Raw genomic sequence first — 16,231 nt, 5'->3', positions numbered from 1 at the left:
TACGATAAAGAATGGAAAAGACAAACAGTCAGCTCGACACCGCATACGACCCAAAACAGATCGAACAGAAGCTGTACGATCACTGGGAGAGTCAGGGTTACTTCAAGCCGAACGGCGACACCAGCCAGGAAAGCTTCTGCATCATGATCCCGCCGCCGAACGTCACCGGCAGCCTGCACATGGGCCACGCGTTCCAGCAGACCATCATGGACACCATGATTCGCTATCAGCGCATGCAGGGTAAAAACACCCTGTGGCAGGCGGGCACCGACCACGCCGGCATCGCCACCCAGATGGTGGTGGAGCGCAAGATCGCTGCGGAAGAAGGCAAAACCCGCCACGACTACGGCCGTGACGCGTTCATCGACAAAATCTGGCAGTGGAAGGCGGAGTCCGGCGGCACCATCACCCGCCAGATGCGCCGTCTGGGCAACTCCGTGGACTGGGAGCGCGAACGCTTCACCATGGACGAAGGCCTGTCGAACGCGGTGCGCGAAGTGTTTGTCCGTCTGCACAAAGAAGACCTGATCTACCGCGGCAAGCGCCTGGTGAACTGGGATCCGAAGCTGCGCACCGCCATCTCCGATCTGGAAGTGGAAAACCGCGAATCCAAAGGTTCCATGTGGCACCTGCGTTACCCGCTGGCCGACGGCGCGAAAACCGCCGAGGGCAAAGACTACCTGGTGGTCGCCACCACCCGTCCGGAAACCGTGCTGGGCGATACCGGCGTGGCGGTCAACCCGGAAGATCCGCGCTATAAAGACCTGATCGGCAAAGAGATCATTCTGCCGCTGGTCGGCCGCCGCATCCGCATCGTCGGCGACGAACACGCCGATATGGAAAAAGGCACCGGCTGCGTGAAGATCACCCCGGCGCACGATTTCAACGACTACGAAGTCGGCAAACGCCACGGCCTGCCGATGATCAACATTCTGACCTTCGACGGCGACATCCGTCAGGAAGCGGAAGTGTTCAACACCCTGGGCGAAGTCTGCACCGACTACTGCAACGAGATCCCGGCCGAGTTCCGCGGCCTGGAGCGCTTCGCGGCGCGTAAAGCGGTGGTCGCCGCCTTCGATCAGTTGGGCCTGCTGGACGAGATCAAACCGCACGACCTGACGGTGCCTTACGGCGACCGCGGCGGCGTGGTGATCGAGCCGATGCTGACCGACCAATGGTACGTGCGCACCGCGCCGCTGGCCAAAGTGGCGGTGGAAGCGGTCGAACAGGGCGATATCCAGTTCGTGCCGAAGCAGTATGAAAACATGTACTTCAGCTGGATGCGCGACATCCAGGACTGGTGCATCTCGCGTCAGCTGTGGTGGGGCCACCGCATCCCGGCCTGGTACGACGTGAACGGCAAAGTCTACGTGGGCCGCAGCGAAGAAGAAGTGCGCAGCGAGAACAACCTGGGCGCCGACGTGGTGCTGACCCAGGACGAAGACGTGCTGGACACCTGGTTCTCGTCCGGCCTGTGGACCTTCTCTACCCTGGGCTGGCCGGAGCAGACCGAGGCGCTGAAAACCTTCCACCCGACCAGCGTGATGGTCAGCGGCTTCGACATCATCTTCTTCTGGATCGCGCGCATGATCATGCTGACCATGCACTTCATCAAGGATGAAAACGGCAAGCCGCAGGTGCCGTTCAAGACCGTCTACATGACCGGCCTTATCCGCGACGACGAAGGCCAGAAGATGTCCAAGTCGAAAGGCAACGTGATCGATCCGCTGGACATGGTCGACGGCATCTCGCTGGAAGATCTGCTGGAAAAACGCACCGGCAACATGATGCAGCCGCAGCTGGCGGAGAAAATCCGCAAGCGCACCGAGAAACAGTTCCCGAACGGCATCGAGCCGCACGGCACCGATGCCCTGCGCTTCACCCTGGCGGCGCTGGCCTCGACCGGCCGCGACATCAACTGGGACATGAAGCGCCTGGAAGGCTACCGCAACTTCTGTAACAAGCTGTGGAACGCCAGCCGCTTCGTGCTGATGAACACCGAAGCGCACGACTGCGGCTTTAACGGCGGCGAGAAAGTGCTGTCGCTGGCGGATCGCTGGATCCTGGCCGAATTCAACCGCACGGTGAAAGCCTACCGCGAAGCGCTGGACACCTACCGCTTCGATCTGGCGGCCAACATCCTGTACGAATTCACCTGGAACCAGTTCTGCGACTGGTATCTGGAGCTGACCAAGCCGGTGGTGAGCAACGGCAGCGAAGCGGAACAGCGCGGCACCCGCCACACGCTGATTACCGTGCTGGAAGCGCTGCTGCGCCTGGCGCACCCGATCATTCCATTCATCACCGAAACCATCTGGCAGCGCGTGAAGCCGCTGACCGGCACGACCGCAGACACCATCATGCTGCAGCCGTTCCCGGCCTACGACGCCGCGCTGGAAGACGAACAGGCGCTGAACGATCTGGAGTGGATCAAACAAACCATCATCGCCGTGCGCAACATCCGCGCCGAGATGAACATCGCGCCAAGCAAAGCGCTCGACGTGCTGCTGCGCAACTGCAGCGCCGACGCCCAGCGCCGCGTGCAGGAGAACCAAAGCTTTATCGCCCGCCTGGCGCGCCTGGAATCCATCGCGCTGCTGCCGGCCGGTGAGAAAGGCCCGGTCTCCGTCACCAAGCTGGTGGACGGCGCCGAGCTGCTGATCCCGATGGCCGGTTTCATCGACAAGGACGCCGAGATCGCGCGTCTGGCCAAAGAGATGGGCAAACTGGATGCGGAAATCGCTTCGATCGAAGGCAAGCTGGCGAACGAAGGCTTCGTGGCGCGCGCGCCGGAAGCGGTGGTCGCCAAAGAACGCGATCGCCTGGCGGCCTGCAAAGAAGGCAAAGTGAAGCTGCAGGAACAGCAGGCGACCATCGCCGCGCTGTAATCCACCGGCTCACGCCAACGCCTGAAAAACAGCGGGGTCTTCCCCGCTGTTTTTTTATCGCCGTTGCATCCGGGCCGGGTTAGATGTTATTACAAGATATTACTGCTGCAGGGACGCCGCCGGGAAATAACCCCCGGCGCGTTTCGTGCTGCGATAAAAACGAAAAACGAACGTGGTCTCTTTCAATGGCGAGTGTAAACATGACAACAGCAACCCCGGCGCGCCTGCTGGTGCGCCCCATCACGGCGGAAGACAATGCCGCCATTGCTCACGTCATTCGCGAAGTCTCCGCCGAGCACGGCCTGACGGCGGATAAAGGCTATACCGTCTCCGATCCCAATCTGGACGCCCTGTATCAGCTCTACAGCCTGCCGCGCAGCGCTTACTGGGTGATAGAGGTGGACGGCCAGGTCGCCGGCGGCGGCGGCATCGCGCCGCTGCAGGGCGGCGCAGACGATATTTGCGAATTGCAGAAGATGTATTTCCTGCCGGTATTGCGCGGCAAGGGATTGGCGAAACGCCTGGCGCTGCAGGCGCTGGATTTCGCCCGCCGGCACGGCTTCCGCTGTTGTTACCTCGAGACCACCGCCAGCCTGACGCAGGCCGTCGCACTGTACGAACACCTGGGCTTCGAACACATCGACCACGCGATGGGCGCCACCGGCCACGTCGATTGCGAAGTCACCATGCTGAAAACGCTGTAATCGTCCCGCCTCTCCATCAGGGCGCAGCGTGCTGCGCCTTTTTTATTAATATCGCAATCAATCAGTAAAACTCGCTATAACGCCGTTTTTCAAGCAGATAAACTGACGTTAAAAACCGCGATGTAAATTTAATGTGAAGTTCGTTAATAAATTAACGATCGTAAATTGACCGCTTGCTCCCCCGCGCTACTCTGCCAGTATCCCAATCGCGCACGGAGAGCTGTCATGTCGGAAAATACCTTTGATTACATCATCGTCGGCGCCGGTTCCGCCGGCTGCGTGCTGGCGGCGCAGCTGATCCGCCGCACCCAGGCGCGGGTGCTGCTGCTGGAAGCCGGCGGCGACGACAATAACCTGTTTATCAAGATGCCGGCCGGCGTGGCCAAGATCATCGCCAAAAAGAGCTGGCCCTATGAAACGGAACCGGAACCGCACGCCAATAACCGCCGCATGCAGATCGCGCAGGGCAAAGTGCTGGGCGGCAGCAGTTCGGTCAACGGCATGATCTACCTGCGCGGCCAGCCGCAAGATTACGACGACTGGGCCGAGCGCTATGGCTGCGCCGGCTGGAGCTACCGGGAGGTGCTGCCCTACTTCAAACGCGCCGAGGCCAACGAAAGCCTGTCCGACGACTACCACGGCGCCGACGGGCTGCTGCCGGTCAGCGAGAACCGCTATCGCCATCCGCTGAGCATGGCGTTTATCCGCGCCGGCCAGGAGTTGAACCTGCCCTATCGCAACGACTTCAACGGCGATAGCCAGCACGGCGTCGGTTTCTACCAAACCACCACCCGCAACGGCGAGCGCGCCAGTACCGCCCGCACCTACCTGAAGGCGGTGTGCGACGAACGGCGGCTGGTGGTGAAACTGAACGCCCTGGCGCACCGGCTGACCTTCGAGGGCAACGTCGCCACCGGCGTGGTCTACAGCCAGAACGGCGGCGCGGAAGTGACCGCGCGCGCCACCAAAGAAGTGATCGTCAGCGCCGGCGCGGTCGGTTCGCCGAAGCTGCTGATGCTGTCCGGCATCGGCCCGCGCGAGCACCTGCAGCAGCTGGGCATCGAGGTGCGGGCGGATCTGCCGGTGGGCAAAAACTTCCACGACCACCTGCACATGTCGATCAACGTCAGCACCCGCGAGCCGATCAGCCTGTTCGGTGCCGATCGCGGCCTGCAGGCGCTGAGCCACGGTGCCCAATGGCTGGCGTTTCGCAGCGGCGTGCTCTCATCCAACGTGCTGGAAGGCGCCGCCTTCACCGACAGCCAGGGCGATGGCCGCACGGACGTGCAGATCCACTTTCTGCCGATGCTCGACAGCTGGGACGACGTGCCCGGCGAGCCGCTGCCGAACATTCACGGCTTCACGCTCAAGGTCGGCTACCTGCAGCCGAAGGCGCGCGGCGAAGTGCTGCTGCGCAGCAGCAACCCGCGCGATCCGGTCAAGCTGCACGCCAACTACCTCGGTCATCCGGACGATCTGGCCGGCAGCGTGCGCGCGGTGAAGTTCGGCCTGGATTTCCTGCAAACCGCGGCGCTGAAGCCGCTGATCAAGGATCTGCTGATGCCGCAGCCGGAGTGGACGCGCGACGACGCGCAGCTGGAAGCCTTCGTGCGCAACTTCTGCAAGACGGTATATCACCCGGTGGGCAGCTGCCGCATGGGGCCGTCGCCGCAGGACGCGGTGACCGATCCGCAGCTGCGGGTGCACGGTTTTGAACGGCTGCGGGTGATCGACTGCTCGGTGATGCCGCAGCTCACCAGCGGCAATACCAATGCGCCGACCATTATGCTGGCGGAAAAGGCGGTGGATTTGTTGCTGGGCGCGCCGCAGTAAGGACGCGCCTCAACGTCAGGCGGCGACGGGCACGCCGCTGTGGAAACGCAGCTCGCTGTCCGGCGAAAGGATCAGTTCAGCTTCGAGGCGGCCGAAATGCGCCACCCGTTCGCTGATGTCGCCGCCGGCGATCTGTTCCGCCAGCGTCAGGTAGTCCTGATAGTGGCGCGCTTCGGATCGCAGCAGCGAGACGTAAAAGCGGTTCAGCTCATCGTCCAGGTGCGGCGCCAGTTTGGCGAAGCGTTCGCAGGATCGCGCTTCGATGTAGGCGCCGCAGATCAGTTTGTCGATCAGCGTCGCCGGATCGTGGGTGCGGATCTCGCGGATCATCCCCTTGGCATAGCGGCTGGCGGTGATCTTGCGATACGGGATCCCGCGCGCCTGCATGATCTCCAGCACCTGCGAGAAGTGATGCAGCTCTTCCTTGATCAACAGCACCATGCGATCCGCCAGATCCTGGCCGTAGGCCGAGCCGTTTTTCGGCAGGATCTTGCGGGTGAACTGGCCCTGACGGAACAATTTGTCGGGCGCGCCCTGCGCTTCGTGCAGAAACGCCTCGTAGGGTCGCAGCAGCGCCAACAGCGCGTCGCCGCTCTCTTTGTCCGCCACGTAGCGGCGGATCAGCCACATGCCGGTCTGTGCGGCTTTCAGCTCGCACACCAGGTGGTCGGTCAGCAACAGCTGCAGGTTTTCCGGACGGCGCGCGGCGTCGATCCAGGCGTCGGGAGTTTCACAGTGCAGGAAGCTTAAAATCGGGGCTAGCAGGGATTGGTATGTCATGGCGTCATTGCCCTATGTATTTCAAGTTGCAGCTAGGCGGCCAGCTCACTCATCCTCAGGAGCTTACTCAGGTAAGTGACTGGGGTGAGAGAGTGCAGCCAACAACGCTGCAGCTTGAAAGACGACGGGGATATCAGGGGCCGGCGAGAGCCGGCCCACAGGCATTAATCGGAAAGGAATTAGTGGCGTTTGCCGTCGTCGTCTTCGTCAATATAGTCGCCGTCTTCGTCATCCTCACCGTCTTCACCGTTCGGATCTTCGAAGTAGGTGCCCCAGCCGTCGTAGTTGACGCCGCAGCGCTCCGCCAGCGCCACCAGCTGCTCGACCTGAGCGTCGATCAGCTCGGCGTTCAGGCCGACTTCGCTGATCACGTCGCAGCACATCACCATCGAACCGTCTTCCACTTCCAGCTCTTCGGCGTCGGTCACTTCGTAGCCCAGCTTGAAGGCTTCAACGGCGGCCTGCTCCAGAACCTCAAATTTCTCGGCGGACAGATGGTGCTCGATGGTGTAGAGCGCGTCCGGATCGCTGCCGTCTTCCAGCAGCTCTTCGATGATCAGGCGGGTCTCTTCACGTTGTTCTTCCAGCAATTCGCGGTTTGCCATGCCTATATCCTCAAGTCAAATGGCCTTCATTCCTTCTATTTTCACACACCGCCGACGTTGCTTCCACGATAAACGTGAAAGATTTCCTCGTCGGGGTTGAAATTGAATATTCATACATATAAAGTGAATTTTAATTCAATTACACAATCAGGGAATCGGACTATGAGCACCGGCAATGCGTTCTACCAACGTCACTTTCTGAGGTTAATGGATTTCACCCCCGCCGAACTGCAGGCGCTGCTGCGGCTTTCGGCCGATCTGAAGCAGGCCAAGAAGCAGGGGCGGGAACAGCGCCGGCTGCAGGGCAAAAACATTGCGCTCATCTTCGAAAAAGACTCGACCCGCACGCGATGCTCTTTCGAAGTTGCCGCATTCGATCAGGGCGCGCAGGTCACGTACCTCGGCCCGAGCGGCAGCCAGATCGGCCATAAAGAGTCGATGAAAGACACCGCCCGGGTGCTGGGCCGCCTGTACGACGGTATTCAGTACCGCGGCTACGGCCAGGCGCTGGTGGAAACCCTGGCGCAGCACGCCGGCGTGCCGGTGTGGAACGGCCTGACCGACGAGTTCCACCCTACCCAATTGCTGGCGGATCTGCTCACCGTGCAGGAACACCTGCCGGGCAAGGCGCTGAACGAAGTGAAGCTGGCGTACGTCGGCGACGCGCGCAACAACATGGGCAACACGCTGCTGGAAGCCGCCGCGCTGGCGGGCATGGATCTGCGGCTGGTGGCGCCGAAGGCCTGTTGGCCACAGCCGGAGCTGGTGGCCGAATGCCAGGCGCTGGCGCAGCAAACCGGCGCGAAACTCACCCTGACCGAAGACATCGCCGAAGGGGTGCAAGACGCCGATTTCCTCTACACCGACGTGTGGGTGTCGATGGGCGAACCGAAAGAGACCTGGCAGGAGCGTATCGCGCTGCTGCGGCCGTATCAGGTCAACATGGCGATGCTGAAACTGACCGGCAACCCGAACGTGAAGTTCCTGCACTGCCTGCCGGCGTTCCACGACGACCAAACCACGCTCGGCAAGCAGATGGCACAGCAGTACGATCTGCACGGCGGCATGGAAGTGACCGACGAAGTGTTCGAGTCGGCGCACAGCGTGGTGTTCGATCAGGCGGAAAACCGGCTGCATACCATCAAGGCGGTGCTGGTCGCCACGCTGAGCGCAACGCTCTGACACGCCTCTCCCTCCGCCCTGGCGCCCCCGGCCAGGGCGGCTAATATATTCCTGGAATATCAAATAGCGCATTGGCCTTTGCCCGCCGCCGGCAAAGGTTCTACCGTGACAGGCCGACGGCGCCCGTGCCGTAAAAACCAACGATAACAAACCGTTCTCAGCGCCGCCCTGCGGCGCCTTCAGGGGATACACACCGATGAAAGCCAAACTCTTGCCGCTGTTCCTGCTCGCCGCCTTGCCCGCCGCCGCGTTAGCCGCCACGCCGCCGAATACGCTGGTGGTGGTGCAATCGCTGGATGACATCGTCAGCCTCGATCCGGCGGAAGCCAACGAACTCTCCAGCATCCAGACGGTGCCCAGCCTGTACCAGCGCTTGGTGCAGGCGGATCGCGACGATCCGGCCAAGGTGGCGCCGGTGCTGGCGGAAAGCTGGCAGAGCGATGCGGCGGCCAAAACGCTGACGGTAAAACTGCGGCCGCAGGCGGCGTTCGCCTCCGGCAACCCGCTGACCGCCGACGACGTGATCTTCTCCTACAGCCGCGCGGTGAAAATGAACAAGTCGCCGGCGTTCATCCTCAACGTGCTCGGCTGGCAGCCGGACAACATCGACGCGCAGCTGAAGAAGATCGACGACCATACCGTGCAGCTGCGCTGGACGGCGGACGTCAGCCCGGCGGTGGCGCTGAATATCCTCTCGACGCCGATCGCCTCGATCGTCGACAGCAAAGTGGCGCTGGCCAACGTCAAAGACGGCGACTTCGGCAACGCCTGGCTGAAAATGCACTCCGCCGGCAGCGGCCCGTTCAAGATGCGCGTCTATCAGCCGCATCAGGCGATCGTGCTGGACGCCAACCCAACTACGCCGGGCGACAAGCCGCAGCTGAAAAACATCATCATCAAGAACGTGCCGGATCCGGCCACCCGCCGCCTGCTGGTCCAGCAGGGCGACGCCGATATCGCCCGCGAACTGGGCGCCGACCAGACCGACACGCTGAAGAACCAGCCGGGGGTTAAGGTGTTGGAGATCCCGTCCGCCGAGCAAAACTACCTGGTATTCAACACCGGCAACGGCGCCAATCCGCTGCTGAACAACCCGGCCTTCTGGGAGGCGGCGCGCTATCTGGTGGATTATCAGGGCATCACCCAGGATCTGCTGAAGGGCCAATACTTCGTGCATCAGAGCTTCCTGCCGGTCGGGCTGCCGGGCGCGCTGGAGACCAACCCGTTCCGCTACGATCCGGCCAAGGCGAAAGCCATCCTGGCCAAAGCGGGCATCACCCACGCCGCCTTTACGCTGGACGTAGAGAACAAGCCGCCGTTCATCACCATCGCGCAGGCGCTGCAGGGCAGCTTCGCCGCCGCCGGCGTGAAGGTCGAGCTGCTGCCGGCCGCGGGCAGCCAGGTTTACTCCCGCGTGCGCGCCAGGCAGCATCAGGCGGCAATCCGCCTGTGGATCCCGGATTATTTCGACGCCCACTCCAACGCCAGCGCCTTTGCCTACAACGACGGCAAGAGCAGCACGGTGGCCGGGCTGAACGGCTGGCAGATCCCGCAGTTGAATAAGCAGACGCTGGCGGCACTGGCCGAAGCCGATCCGGCCAAGCGCCGCGCGCTGTACACCGCCATGCAGCAGGAGCTGCAGCGCAGTTCGCCGTACGTGTTTATCGATCAGGCCAAAACCGAAGTGGTGCTGCGCGACAACATCAAAGGCTACCAGCAGGGGCTGAACGCCGACATGGTCTACTACGATCGCGTCAGCAAATAGCCCGCAGGCGGCCATCGCCGGCCAATCGATTGCGGGGCGGCAAAAAACGGCGTTTTAACGCTTGCAGTGGCGAAAAGCGCGAGTATAATGCGCCACAATTTGCCAGGAGAAAGCATGAAAAACGACGTTTGTTTTGTTAGCCGCAATCGACAAAACCGACTGCCTATCGGCGGCCAGCTGCCGTTGTTTCTCCTGTTGCTAAACCGATCGTTTCAAGCCCCTCATTGAGGGGCTTTTTTTTGCCTTAAAAAGTCCCGCGCCACGGGCACGCGTCGAGGAGGAGTGAAAAATGGCCAACCCGCTGTATCACAAACACATCATCTCTATTAACGATCTCAGCCGCGAGGATCTGGAGCTGGTGCTGCGCACCGCCGCCGGTCTGAAAGCCAACCCGCAGCCGGAACTGTTGAAACACAAGGTGATCGCCAGCTGCTTCTTTGAAGCCTCGACCCGTACCCGCCTGTCGTTCGAAACCTCGATGCACCGCCTCGGCGCCTCGGTGGTCGGTTTCGCCGACGGCAGCAACACCTCGCTTGGCAAGAAAGGCGAAACCCTGGCCGACACCATCTCGGTGATCAGCACCTACGTGGACGCCATCGTGATGCGCCATCCGCAGGAAGGCGCGGCGCGCATGGCCTCGGAGTTCTCCGGCAACGTGCCGGTGCTCAACGCCGGCGACGGCGCCAACCAACATCCGACCCAGACCCTGCTGGATCTGTTCACCATCCAGGAAACCCAGGGGCGCCTGAGCAACCTCAGCATCGCTATGGTCGGCGATCTGAAGTACGGCCGCACCGTGCACTCGCTCACCCAGGCGCTGGCCAAATTCGAAGGCAACCGTTTCTACTTCATCGCCCCGGACGCGCTGGCGATGCCGGCCTACATCCTGAAAATGCTGGAAGAGAAAGGCATCGAGTACAGCCTGCACGGCAGCATTGAAGAAGTGGTGCCGGAGCTGGATATTCTCTACATGACCCGGGTGCAGAAAGAGCGCCTCGATCCGTCCGAGTACGCCAACGTGAAGGCGCAGTTCGTGCTGCGTGCCGCAGATCTGGCCGGCGCGCGCGCCAACCTCAAGGTGCTGCACCCGCTGCCGCGCATCGACGAGATCGCCACCGACGTGGATAAAACGCCGCACGCTTACTACTTCCAGCAGGCGGGCAACGGCATCTTCGCCCGTCAGGCGCTGCTGGCGCTGGTGCTCAACGCAGATTTGGCTCTTTAAGGGGGAACCGCCATGACTCATGACAACAAACTGCAGGTCGAAGCGATCAAATGCGGCACGGTGATCGACCACATTCCGGCGCAGATCGGTTTCAAGCTGCTGACGCTGTTCAAGCTGACCGCCACCGACCAGCGCATCACCATCGGCCTGAACCTGCCCTCCAACGAGCTGGGCCGCAAGGATCTGATCAAGATCGAGAACACCTTCCTGACCGAGCAGCAGGCCAACCAGTTGGCGATGTACGCGCCGAAGGCCACGGTAAACCGCATCGACAACTATGAAGTGGTGCGCAAGCTGACCCTCAGCCTGCCGGACCACATCGACGGCGTGCTGACCTGCCCGAACGGCAACTGCATCAGCCGCAGCGAGCCGGTGGCGTCGAGCTTCAGCGTCAAATCGCGCGACGGTGAAGTACACCTGAAGTGCCGCTACTGCGAAAAAGAGTTCGAGCATCAGGTGGTGCTGCAGGCGGACTAATCCCGGCATGGGCGCCGGGAGATGGCGCTGTTATTCTCTCGGTGACGCCCTATAATGGGTCCTCTGAAAATCACTCTACCCACGTTGCTACCCACCGAATTTTACGCTGCGGCCGACCGCGCGGCGGCGTGAAAGACAACGGGTTTATCAGGAGAAAACATGTCACGTAACATCAGCACTGAACTCGCCCCGGCAGCCATTGGTCCTTACGTGCAGGGCGTTGATCTGGGCAGCATGATCATCACTTCCGGCCAGATCCCGGTCGATCCGAAAACCGGCGCCGTCGCCGACGACGTCGCCGCTCAAGCGCGCCAGTCACTGGAAAACGTCAAAGCGATCGTCGAAGCCGCCGGCCTGATCGTTGCCGACATCGTGAAAACCACCGTGTTCGTGAAAGACCTGAACGACTTCGCCACCGTCAACGCCGCGTACGAAGCCTTCTTCACCGAGCACAGCGCGCCGTTCCCGGCCCGTTCCTGCGTGGAAGTGGCGCGTCTGCCGAAAGACGTGAAGATCGAAATCGAAGCCATCGCCGTGCGTCGTTAATCGACGCGCACGCGAATGACGGTCAGCTTCGGCTGGCCGTTTTTATTTCTGCTCTGCCCCGACAGCCTGCCGTCCCTGCGCCTTTAGCGCTCACCGCCGCCGCCTTTTCGCCCTATATTAAGGCGTCGTCACGCCAGACCTGCACCGCGAACGGGCGTTTTTCGCCGCGGTAGCCTCGCTCTGCGCCATTTTCGCCCGTTATCGCCTTGGCACGTTTTATGCTCGATTGATTGACAGCCTGCAATGTCGACGAGGTGACGATGCTGAATATCAATCTTTCCGCTTCACCGTTTTTTGATGAGATGCTTCTGGCTGAGGGAAAACACCGTGGCCACTACGACGCCTACTGGCAATGGCTGCAGCAGGCCGATCACCAGGCCGTGCAACGCAAGCGGGAAGAGGCTGCGCTGCTGTTTCACCGGGTGGGCATCACCTTCAACGTCTACGGCGACGATGACGGCGCCGAGCGGTTGATCCCGTTCGACAGCGTGCCGCGCATTATTCCGGCCGCCGAATGGGCGATGCTCGATCGCGGCATTCGCCAGCGCGTACAGGCGCTCAATGCCTTCCTGCATGACATTTACCACCAGCAGCATATTCTGAAGGCCGGCCTCATTCCGGCGGAGCAGGTGCTGGCCAACGATCAGTATCAACCCTGTATGCAAGGCGTTGATCTGCATCGCGATATCTATGCGCATATCGTCGGCGTGGACATGGTCCGCAACAGCGACGGCCAATACTACGTGCTGGAAGATAACTTGCGCACCCCGTCCGGCGTCTCTTACATGCTGGAAAATCGCAAAATGATGATGCGTCTCTATCCGGAACTGTTCGCCCGGCAACGCATCGCGCCGGTGGAGCGCTACCCGTCGCACCTGCTGCAAACGCTGCGCGAAAGCTCGCCCATCAACGATCCCACCGTGGTGGTGCTGACGCCGGGCCGCTTCAACAGCGCCTATTTTGAGCACAGTTTCCTGGCGCAGCAGATGGGGGTGGAGCTGGTCGAAAGCGCCGATCTGTTCGTCAAGGACGGCGCGGTCTTCATGCGCACCACCGCCGGGCCGTGCAAAGTGGACGTGATCTATCGTCGGGTGGACGACGCCTTCCTCGATCCGCTGGCGTTTCGGCCGGACTCGCTGCTCGGCGTACCGGGGCTGCTGTCGGTGTATCGCGCCGGCAATGTGGTGCTGGCCAACGCCATCGGCACCGGCGTGGCCGACGACAAATCGATCTACCCCTACGTGCCGGATATGGTGCGCTTCTACCTGCAAGAGGAACCGATCCTCAACAACGTGCCGACCTGGCAGTGCCGACATAAAAACGAACTGTCGTATGTGCTGGCCAACCTCGAACAGATGGTCGTGAAAGAGGTGCACGGCGCCGGCGGCTACGGCATGTTGATCGGCCCCACGGCGAGCAAGGACGAGCTCGCCCGCTTCCGCGCTCTGCTGCTGTCTCGCCCGCAGAATTACATTGCGCAAAACACGCTGGCGCTGTCCACCTGCCCGACCTTCGTCAACGATGGTCTGGCGCCGCGGCATATCGATCTGCGGCCGTTCGCCCTCAGCGGCGCGGAGATCCGCCTGGTGCCCGGCGGCCTGACCCGGGTGGCGTTGGCGGAAGGTTCGCTGGTGGTGAACTCGTCGCAGGGCGGCGGCACCAAGGACACCTGGGTATTGGAGGACGACCTATGCTGAGCCGCACCGCCAGTGAACTCTATTGGATGGCCCGCTATCTGGAGCGGGCGGAAAGCATCGCCCGGGTGCTGGACGTCACCAACAAGCTGTCGATGATGCCGATCCGCGACGGCGGCGATCAGGATCTGCAGGTGCCGCTCAACCTGACCGGCACCGGCCAGCTGTATGCCGCCGCCTACCCGGAATTGACGATGCCCAATCTGGTCAGTTTCTTCGCGCTCGACAACCGTAACCACAGCAGCATCTTCAGCTGCCTGCAAATGGGCTGGAACAACGCCCATGCGGTGCGCGGCAGCCTGTCATCCGAAGTCTGGGAGTGCATCAACGCCACCTGGATAGAGATGAAACTGATCCGCCGCCAGGGCATCGGCTCGGTGGGCGCCGATGCCTTCTTCGACTGGGTGAAGGAGCGCGCCCATCTGTTTCGCGGCGCCATGTTCGGCACGCTGCTGCGCAGCGACGCCATGCGCTTTATCCGTCTCGGCACCCTGCTGGAGCGGGCCGACGGCACCGCCCGTCTGCTGGAGGTGAAGAACACGCTGATGGACATCGACGGCGACCCGGTGCGCGAATATTACCGCATGGACACGCTGCTGCGGGCGGTGAGCGCGCGCGAAGCCTACCACAGCATCTACAAGCAGCCGTTGAGCCGCGAGACCATCGCCGAACTGATGATTCTGCGCAATGAAATCCCGCGTTCACTGCTGGCCTGCGTCGGCGACATGGTGCAGCAATTGGAACTGATCGGCGGCGGCGCCAACCAACCGCGACGTCTGGCGCACACCCTGCATGCCGAGCTGCGCTTCAGCAGCATGAAGGACCTGAACAAGATCGGCCTGGGCGAGTGGTTGAGCGCCTTTCTCGGCCAGGTGAACGGCATCGCCGAAAGCATCCATCACACTTATCTGGAGGCGCAATGAAACTGAATATTGAGCACAACACCCATTATCGCTACGCCCAGCCGGTGCAGCGCAGCACCCAATATCTGCGGCTGACGCCGCAGGATTCGCCGCATCAGCGCATCCTCTCCTGGCAACTGTCGTTGCCGGATGACGCGGTGCGCACCACCGACGCCTTCGGCAACGTACTGCACGTGCTGACGCTCGATGAACCGCATCAGGCCATCACCATTCGGGTGCTCGGGGAAGTGGAGATTGAAGACGGCGTCGAAGATCGGGCGCTCGGGCACCTGTCGCCGCTGGTATTTCTGCGCCATAGCCCGCTGACCCAGCCCGATGACGCCATTCAGGCCTTCGCCCTGCGTTATCATCAACCGCAGGCGGTGCTGAGCGGCCTGGAACATCTGATGGGCGAACTGCTGCTGAAAATGCCTTACAGCCCTGGCTCCACGCGCGTGACCGACAGCGCCGCCGAGGCTTTCGCCGCCGGCAGCGGCGTGTGTCAGGATCATACGCATGTCTTCCTGAGCTGCTGCCGCAGCCTGAACATCCCGGCGCGCTACGTCAGCGGCTACCTGTACAGCGAAGACTCGACCCATGTCGCCACCCATGCCTGGGCGGAAGTGTGGGTGGAGGAACGCTGGCACAGCTTCGACGTGACCAACAATACGCGCATGCCGAATCAGCACCTTAAGCTGGCGGTCGGCATCGATTATCTGGACGCCTGCCCGGTGCGCGGCATGCGATTGGGCGGCGGCTGCGAAGACATGAGCGCCATCGCCGCCGTACAAATGATGCCAACCGGCCAGTAGCCGCTTGCCGATGGAAAATGTTTCGGGCACGCTGCGCGTTGGCGGCGTGCCGGTCTTGTTTTGAGGGATTGTAGTATGACCTACTGTGTGGCCATGCGTTTGTCGTCCGGGCTGGTCTTTGCGTCCGATTCGCGCACCAACGCCGGGGTGGACCATATTTCCACCTTCCGCAAACTGCACGTGTTCCAACAGGACGGCGATCGCACGCTGGTGCTGCAAAGCGCCGGCAACCTGGCGACCACCCAGAGCATCATCAGTTTGCTGTTGCACCGCAGCAAGGACGCCGAACGCCCCAACCTGCTCAACGCTCCCAGCCTCTACGACGCCGCCACGCTGGTGGGGGAAACGGTGCGCGAGGTGATCCAGCGCGACAGCGAGGCGCAGCAAAGCGGCAGCACCACCGATTTCAGCTGCAACCTGCTGCTCGGCGGCCAAATTAGCGGGGAAGAGATGCGGCTGTTCCATATCTACCCGCAAGGCAACTTTATCGAAGCCACCCGCGACACGCCCTATTTTCAGATCGGCGAAAGCAAATACGGCAAACCGATCATCGACCGGGTGCTGCACTACGACACGCCGCTGGAACAAGCGATGCAATGCGCGCTGATTTCACTGGATTCGACCCTGCGCAGCAACCTGTCCGTCGGGCTGCCGCTCGACGTGATGATCTACCCGCGCGACAGCTTCAGCCATGCCCGGCAATACCGCATTACCGAAAACCATCCGTACTTCAGCGCCATCCGCAAGGGCTGGGGCGAAGGGCTGGTCAGCATTTTCACCCAGTTGCCGCCGCTGCAGCTGTAGGGATCCGGGCTCAC

The 16,231-nt window shown here is 61.8% G+C and carries 14 protein-coding genes; 12 read left to right on the top strand and 2 right to left on the bottom strand.

Annotation, left to right across the window (positions count from 1 at the left end):
* Positions 1–11: 11 nt before the first annotated feature.
* The 3 genes from ACORQT_RS02305 to ACORQT_RS02295 all read left to right on the top strand — a co-directional run bounded on the left by ACORQT_RS02305 (position 12) and on the right by ACORQT_RS02295 (position 5,425).
* The gene (locus ACORQT_RS02305) at positions 12–2,888 is read left to right on the top strand and encodes a valine--tRNA ligase (protein ID WP_164057547.1); all 2,877 of its coding nucleotides are present in this window, start codon (positions 12–14) and stop codon (positions 2,886–2,888) included.
* Positions 2,889–3,088: 200 nt separating this feature from the next.
* Complete coding sequence (locus ACORQT_RS02300; protein ID WP_033636872.1) at positions 3,089–3,592, top strand: GNAT family N-acetyltransferase; 504 nt, start codon at positions 3,089–3,091, stop codon at positions 3,590–3,592.
* Positions 3,593–3,817: 225 nt separating this feature from the next.
* Positions 3,818–5,425, top strand: a complete 1,608-nt coding sequence (locus ACORQT_RS02295; RefSeq protein ID WP_108680114.1) for a GMC family oxidoreductase — start codon at positions 3,818–3,820, stop codon at positions 5,423–5,425.
* Positions 5,426–5,440: 15 nt separating this feature from the next.
* Here ACORQT_RS02295 and miaE read toward each other — a convergent pair whose 3' ends face one another.
* Together miaE and rraB are read right to left on the bottom strand one after the other, a co-directional pair.
* Positions 5,441–6,205, bottom strand: a complete 765-nt coding sequence (gene miaE / locus ACORQT_RS02290; RefSeq protein ID WP_164057548.1) for a tRNA isopentenyl-2-thiomethyl-A-37 hydroxylase MiaE — start codon at positions 6,203–6,205, stop codon at positions 5,441–5,443.
* A gap of 179 nt (positions 6,206–6,384) precedes the next feature.
* Positions 6,385–6,810: a ribonuclease E inhibitor RraB gene (rraB, locus tag ACORQT_RS02285; RefSeq protein WP_025305115.1), complete on the bottom strand. Its 426-nt coding sequence runs from the start codon at positions 6,808–6,810 to the stop codon at positions 6,385–6,387.
* Positions 6,811–6,972: 162 nt separating this feature from the next.
* Between rraB and argF the strand changes: the two genes are divergently transcribed.
* From argF to ACORQT_RS02240, 9 genes are all read left to right on the top strand, one after another.
* Complete coding sequence (gene argF / locus ACORQT_RS02280; RefSeq protein ID WP_089192505.1) at positions 6,973–7,992, top strand: ornithine carbamoyltransferase; 1,020 nt, start codon at positions 6,973–6,975, stop codon at positions 7,990–7,992.
* Positions 7,993–8,188: 196 nt separating this feature from the next.
* Entirely contained in the window at positions 8,189–9,757 is a 1,569-nt protein-coding gene (locus tag ACORQT_RS02275) for an ABC transporter substrate-binding protein (protein WP_164057549.1), read from the top strand.
* A 289-nt stretch (positions 9,758–10,046) separates the two neighbouring features.
* The gene (pyrB, locus tag ACORQT_RS02270) at positions 10,047–10,982 is read left to right on the top strand and encodes an aspartate carbamoyltransferase (RefSeq protein WP_004933375.1); all 936 of its coding nucleotides are present in this window, start codon (positions 10,047–10,049) and stop codon (positions 10,980–10,982) included.
* 12 nt (positions 10,983–10,994) lie between these two features.
* Complete coding sequence (gene pyrI, locus ACORQT_RS02265; RefSeq protein ID WP_033641690.1) at positions 10,995–11,459, top strand: aspartate carbamoyltransferase regulatory subunit; 465 nt, start codon at positions 10,995–10,997, stop codon at positions 11,457–11,459.
* 159 nt (positions 11,460–11,618) lie between these two features.
* Entirely contained in the window at positions 11,619–12,005 is a 387-nt protein-coding gene (gene ridA / locus ACORQT_RS02260; RefSeq protein WP_004933379.1) for a 2-iminobutanoate/2-iminopropanoate deaminase, read from the top strand.
* A 260-nt stretch (positions 12,006–12,265) separates the two neighbouring features.
* Positions 12,266–13,702: a circularly permuted type 2 ATP-grasp protein gene (locus ACORQT_RS02255; protein WP_042783564.1), complete on the top strand. Its 1,437-nt coding sequence runs from the start codon at positions 12,266–12,268 to the stop codon at positions 13,700–13,702.
* Positions 13,696–14,622, top strand: coding sequence for an alpha-E domain-containing protein (locus ACORQT_RS02250; protein ID WP_004933382.1), 927 nt, complete (start codon positions 13,696–13,698; stop codon positions 14,620–14,622). The genes ACORQT_RS02255 and ACORQT_RS02250 overlap by 7 nt, the downstream gene beginning before the upstream one ends.
* Complete coding sequence (locus ACORQT_RS02245) at positions 14,619–15,413, top strand: transglutaminase family protein (RefSeq protein WP_004933384.1); 795 nt, start codon at positions 14,619–14,621, stop codon at positions 15,411–15,413. Before ACORQT_RS02250 ends, ACORQT_RS02245 begins: the two co-directional genes overlap by 4 nt.
* 75 nt (positions 15,414–15,488) lie before the next feature.
* Positions 15,489–16,217 (top strand): proteasome-type protease, encoded by a 729-nt coding sequence (locus tag ACORQT_RS02240; RefSeq protein WP_164057550.1) that lies wholly within the window; start codon positions 15,489–15,491, stop codon positions 16,215–16,217.
* The last annotated feature ends 14 nt before the right edge of the window (positions 16,218–16,231 follow it).

Origin of the sequence: Serratia sp. (in: enterobacteria), assembly GCF_052400455.1 — a bacterium.
In the GTDB taxonomy this organism is placed as follows: domain Bacteria; phylum Pseudomonadota; class Gammaproteobacteria; order Enterobacterales; family Enterobacteriaceae; genus Serratia; species Serratia ureilytica.
Note: the sequence above shows the minus strand (reverse complement) of the source record. Positions and strands in the feature narration are given on the sequence as shown.

Bases quoted from the DNA above. Each gene is read 5' to 3' on its own strand.
- ACORQT_RS02305 (WP_164057547.1), top strand. From the start codon at position 12: ATGGAAAAGACAAACAGTCAGCTCGACACCGCATACGACCCAAAACAG.
- ACORQT_RS02300 (WP_033636872.1), top strand. From the start codon at position 3,089: ATGACAACAGCAACCCCGGCGCGCCTGCTGGTGCGCCCCATCACGGCG.
- ACORQT_RS02295 (WP_108680114.1), top strand. From the start codon at position 3,818: ATGTCGGAAAATACCTTTGATTACATCATCGTCGGCGCCGGTTCCGCC.
- miaE (WP_164057548.1), bottom strand. From the start codon at position 6,205: ATGACATACCAATCCCTGCTAGCCCCGATTTTAAGCTTCCTGCACTGT.
- rraB (WP_025305115.1), bottom strand. From the start codon at position 6,810: ATGGCAAACCGCGAATTGCTGGAAGAACAACGTGAAGAGACCCGCCTG.
- argF (WP_089192505.1), top strand. From the start codon at position 6,973: ATGAGCACCGGCAATGCGTTCTACCAACGTCACTTTCTGAGGTTAATG.
- ACORQT_RS02275 (WP_164057549.1), top strand. From the start codon at position 8,189: ATGAAAGCCAAACTCTTGCCGCTGTTCCTGCTCGCCGCCTTGCCCGCC.
- pyrB (WP_004933375.1), top strand. From the start codon at position 10,047: ATGGCCAACCCGCTGTATCACAAACACATCATCTCTATTAACGATCTC.
- pyrI (WP_033641690.1), top strand. From the start codon at position 10,995: ATGACTCATGACAACAAACTGCAGGTCGAAGCGATCAAATGCGGCACG.
- ridA (WP_004933379.1), top strand. From the start codon at position 11,619: ATGTCACGTAACATCAGCACTGAACTCGCCCCGGCAGCCATTGGTCCT.
- ACORQT_RS02255 (WP_042783564.1), top strand. From the start codon at position 12,266: ATGCTGAATATCAATCTTTCCGCTTCACCGTTTTTTGATGAGATGCTT.
- ACORQT_RS02250 (WP_004933382.1), top strand. From the start codon at position 13,696: ATGCTGAGCCGCACCGCCAGTGAACTCTATTGGATGGCCCGCTATCTG.
- ACORQT_RS02245 (WP_004933384.1), top strand. From the start codon at position 14,619: ATGAAACTGAATATTGAGCACAACACCCATTATCGCTACGCCCAGCCG.
- ACORQT_RS02240 (WP_164057550.1), top strand. From the start codon at position 15,489: ATGACCTACTGTGTGGCCATGCGTTTGTCGTCCGGGCTGGTCTTTGCG.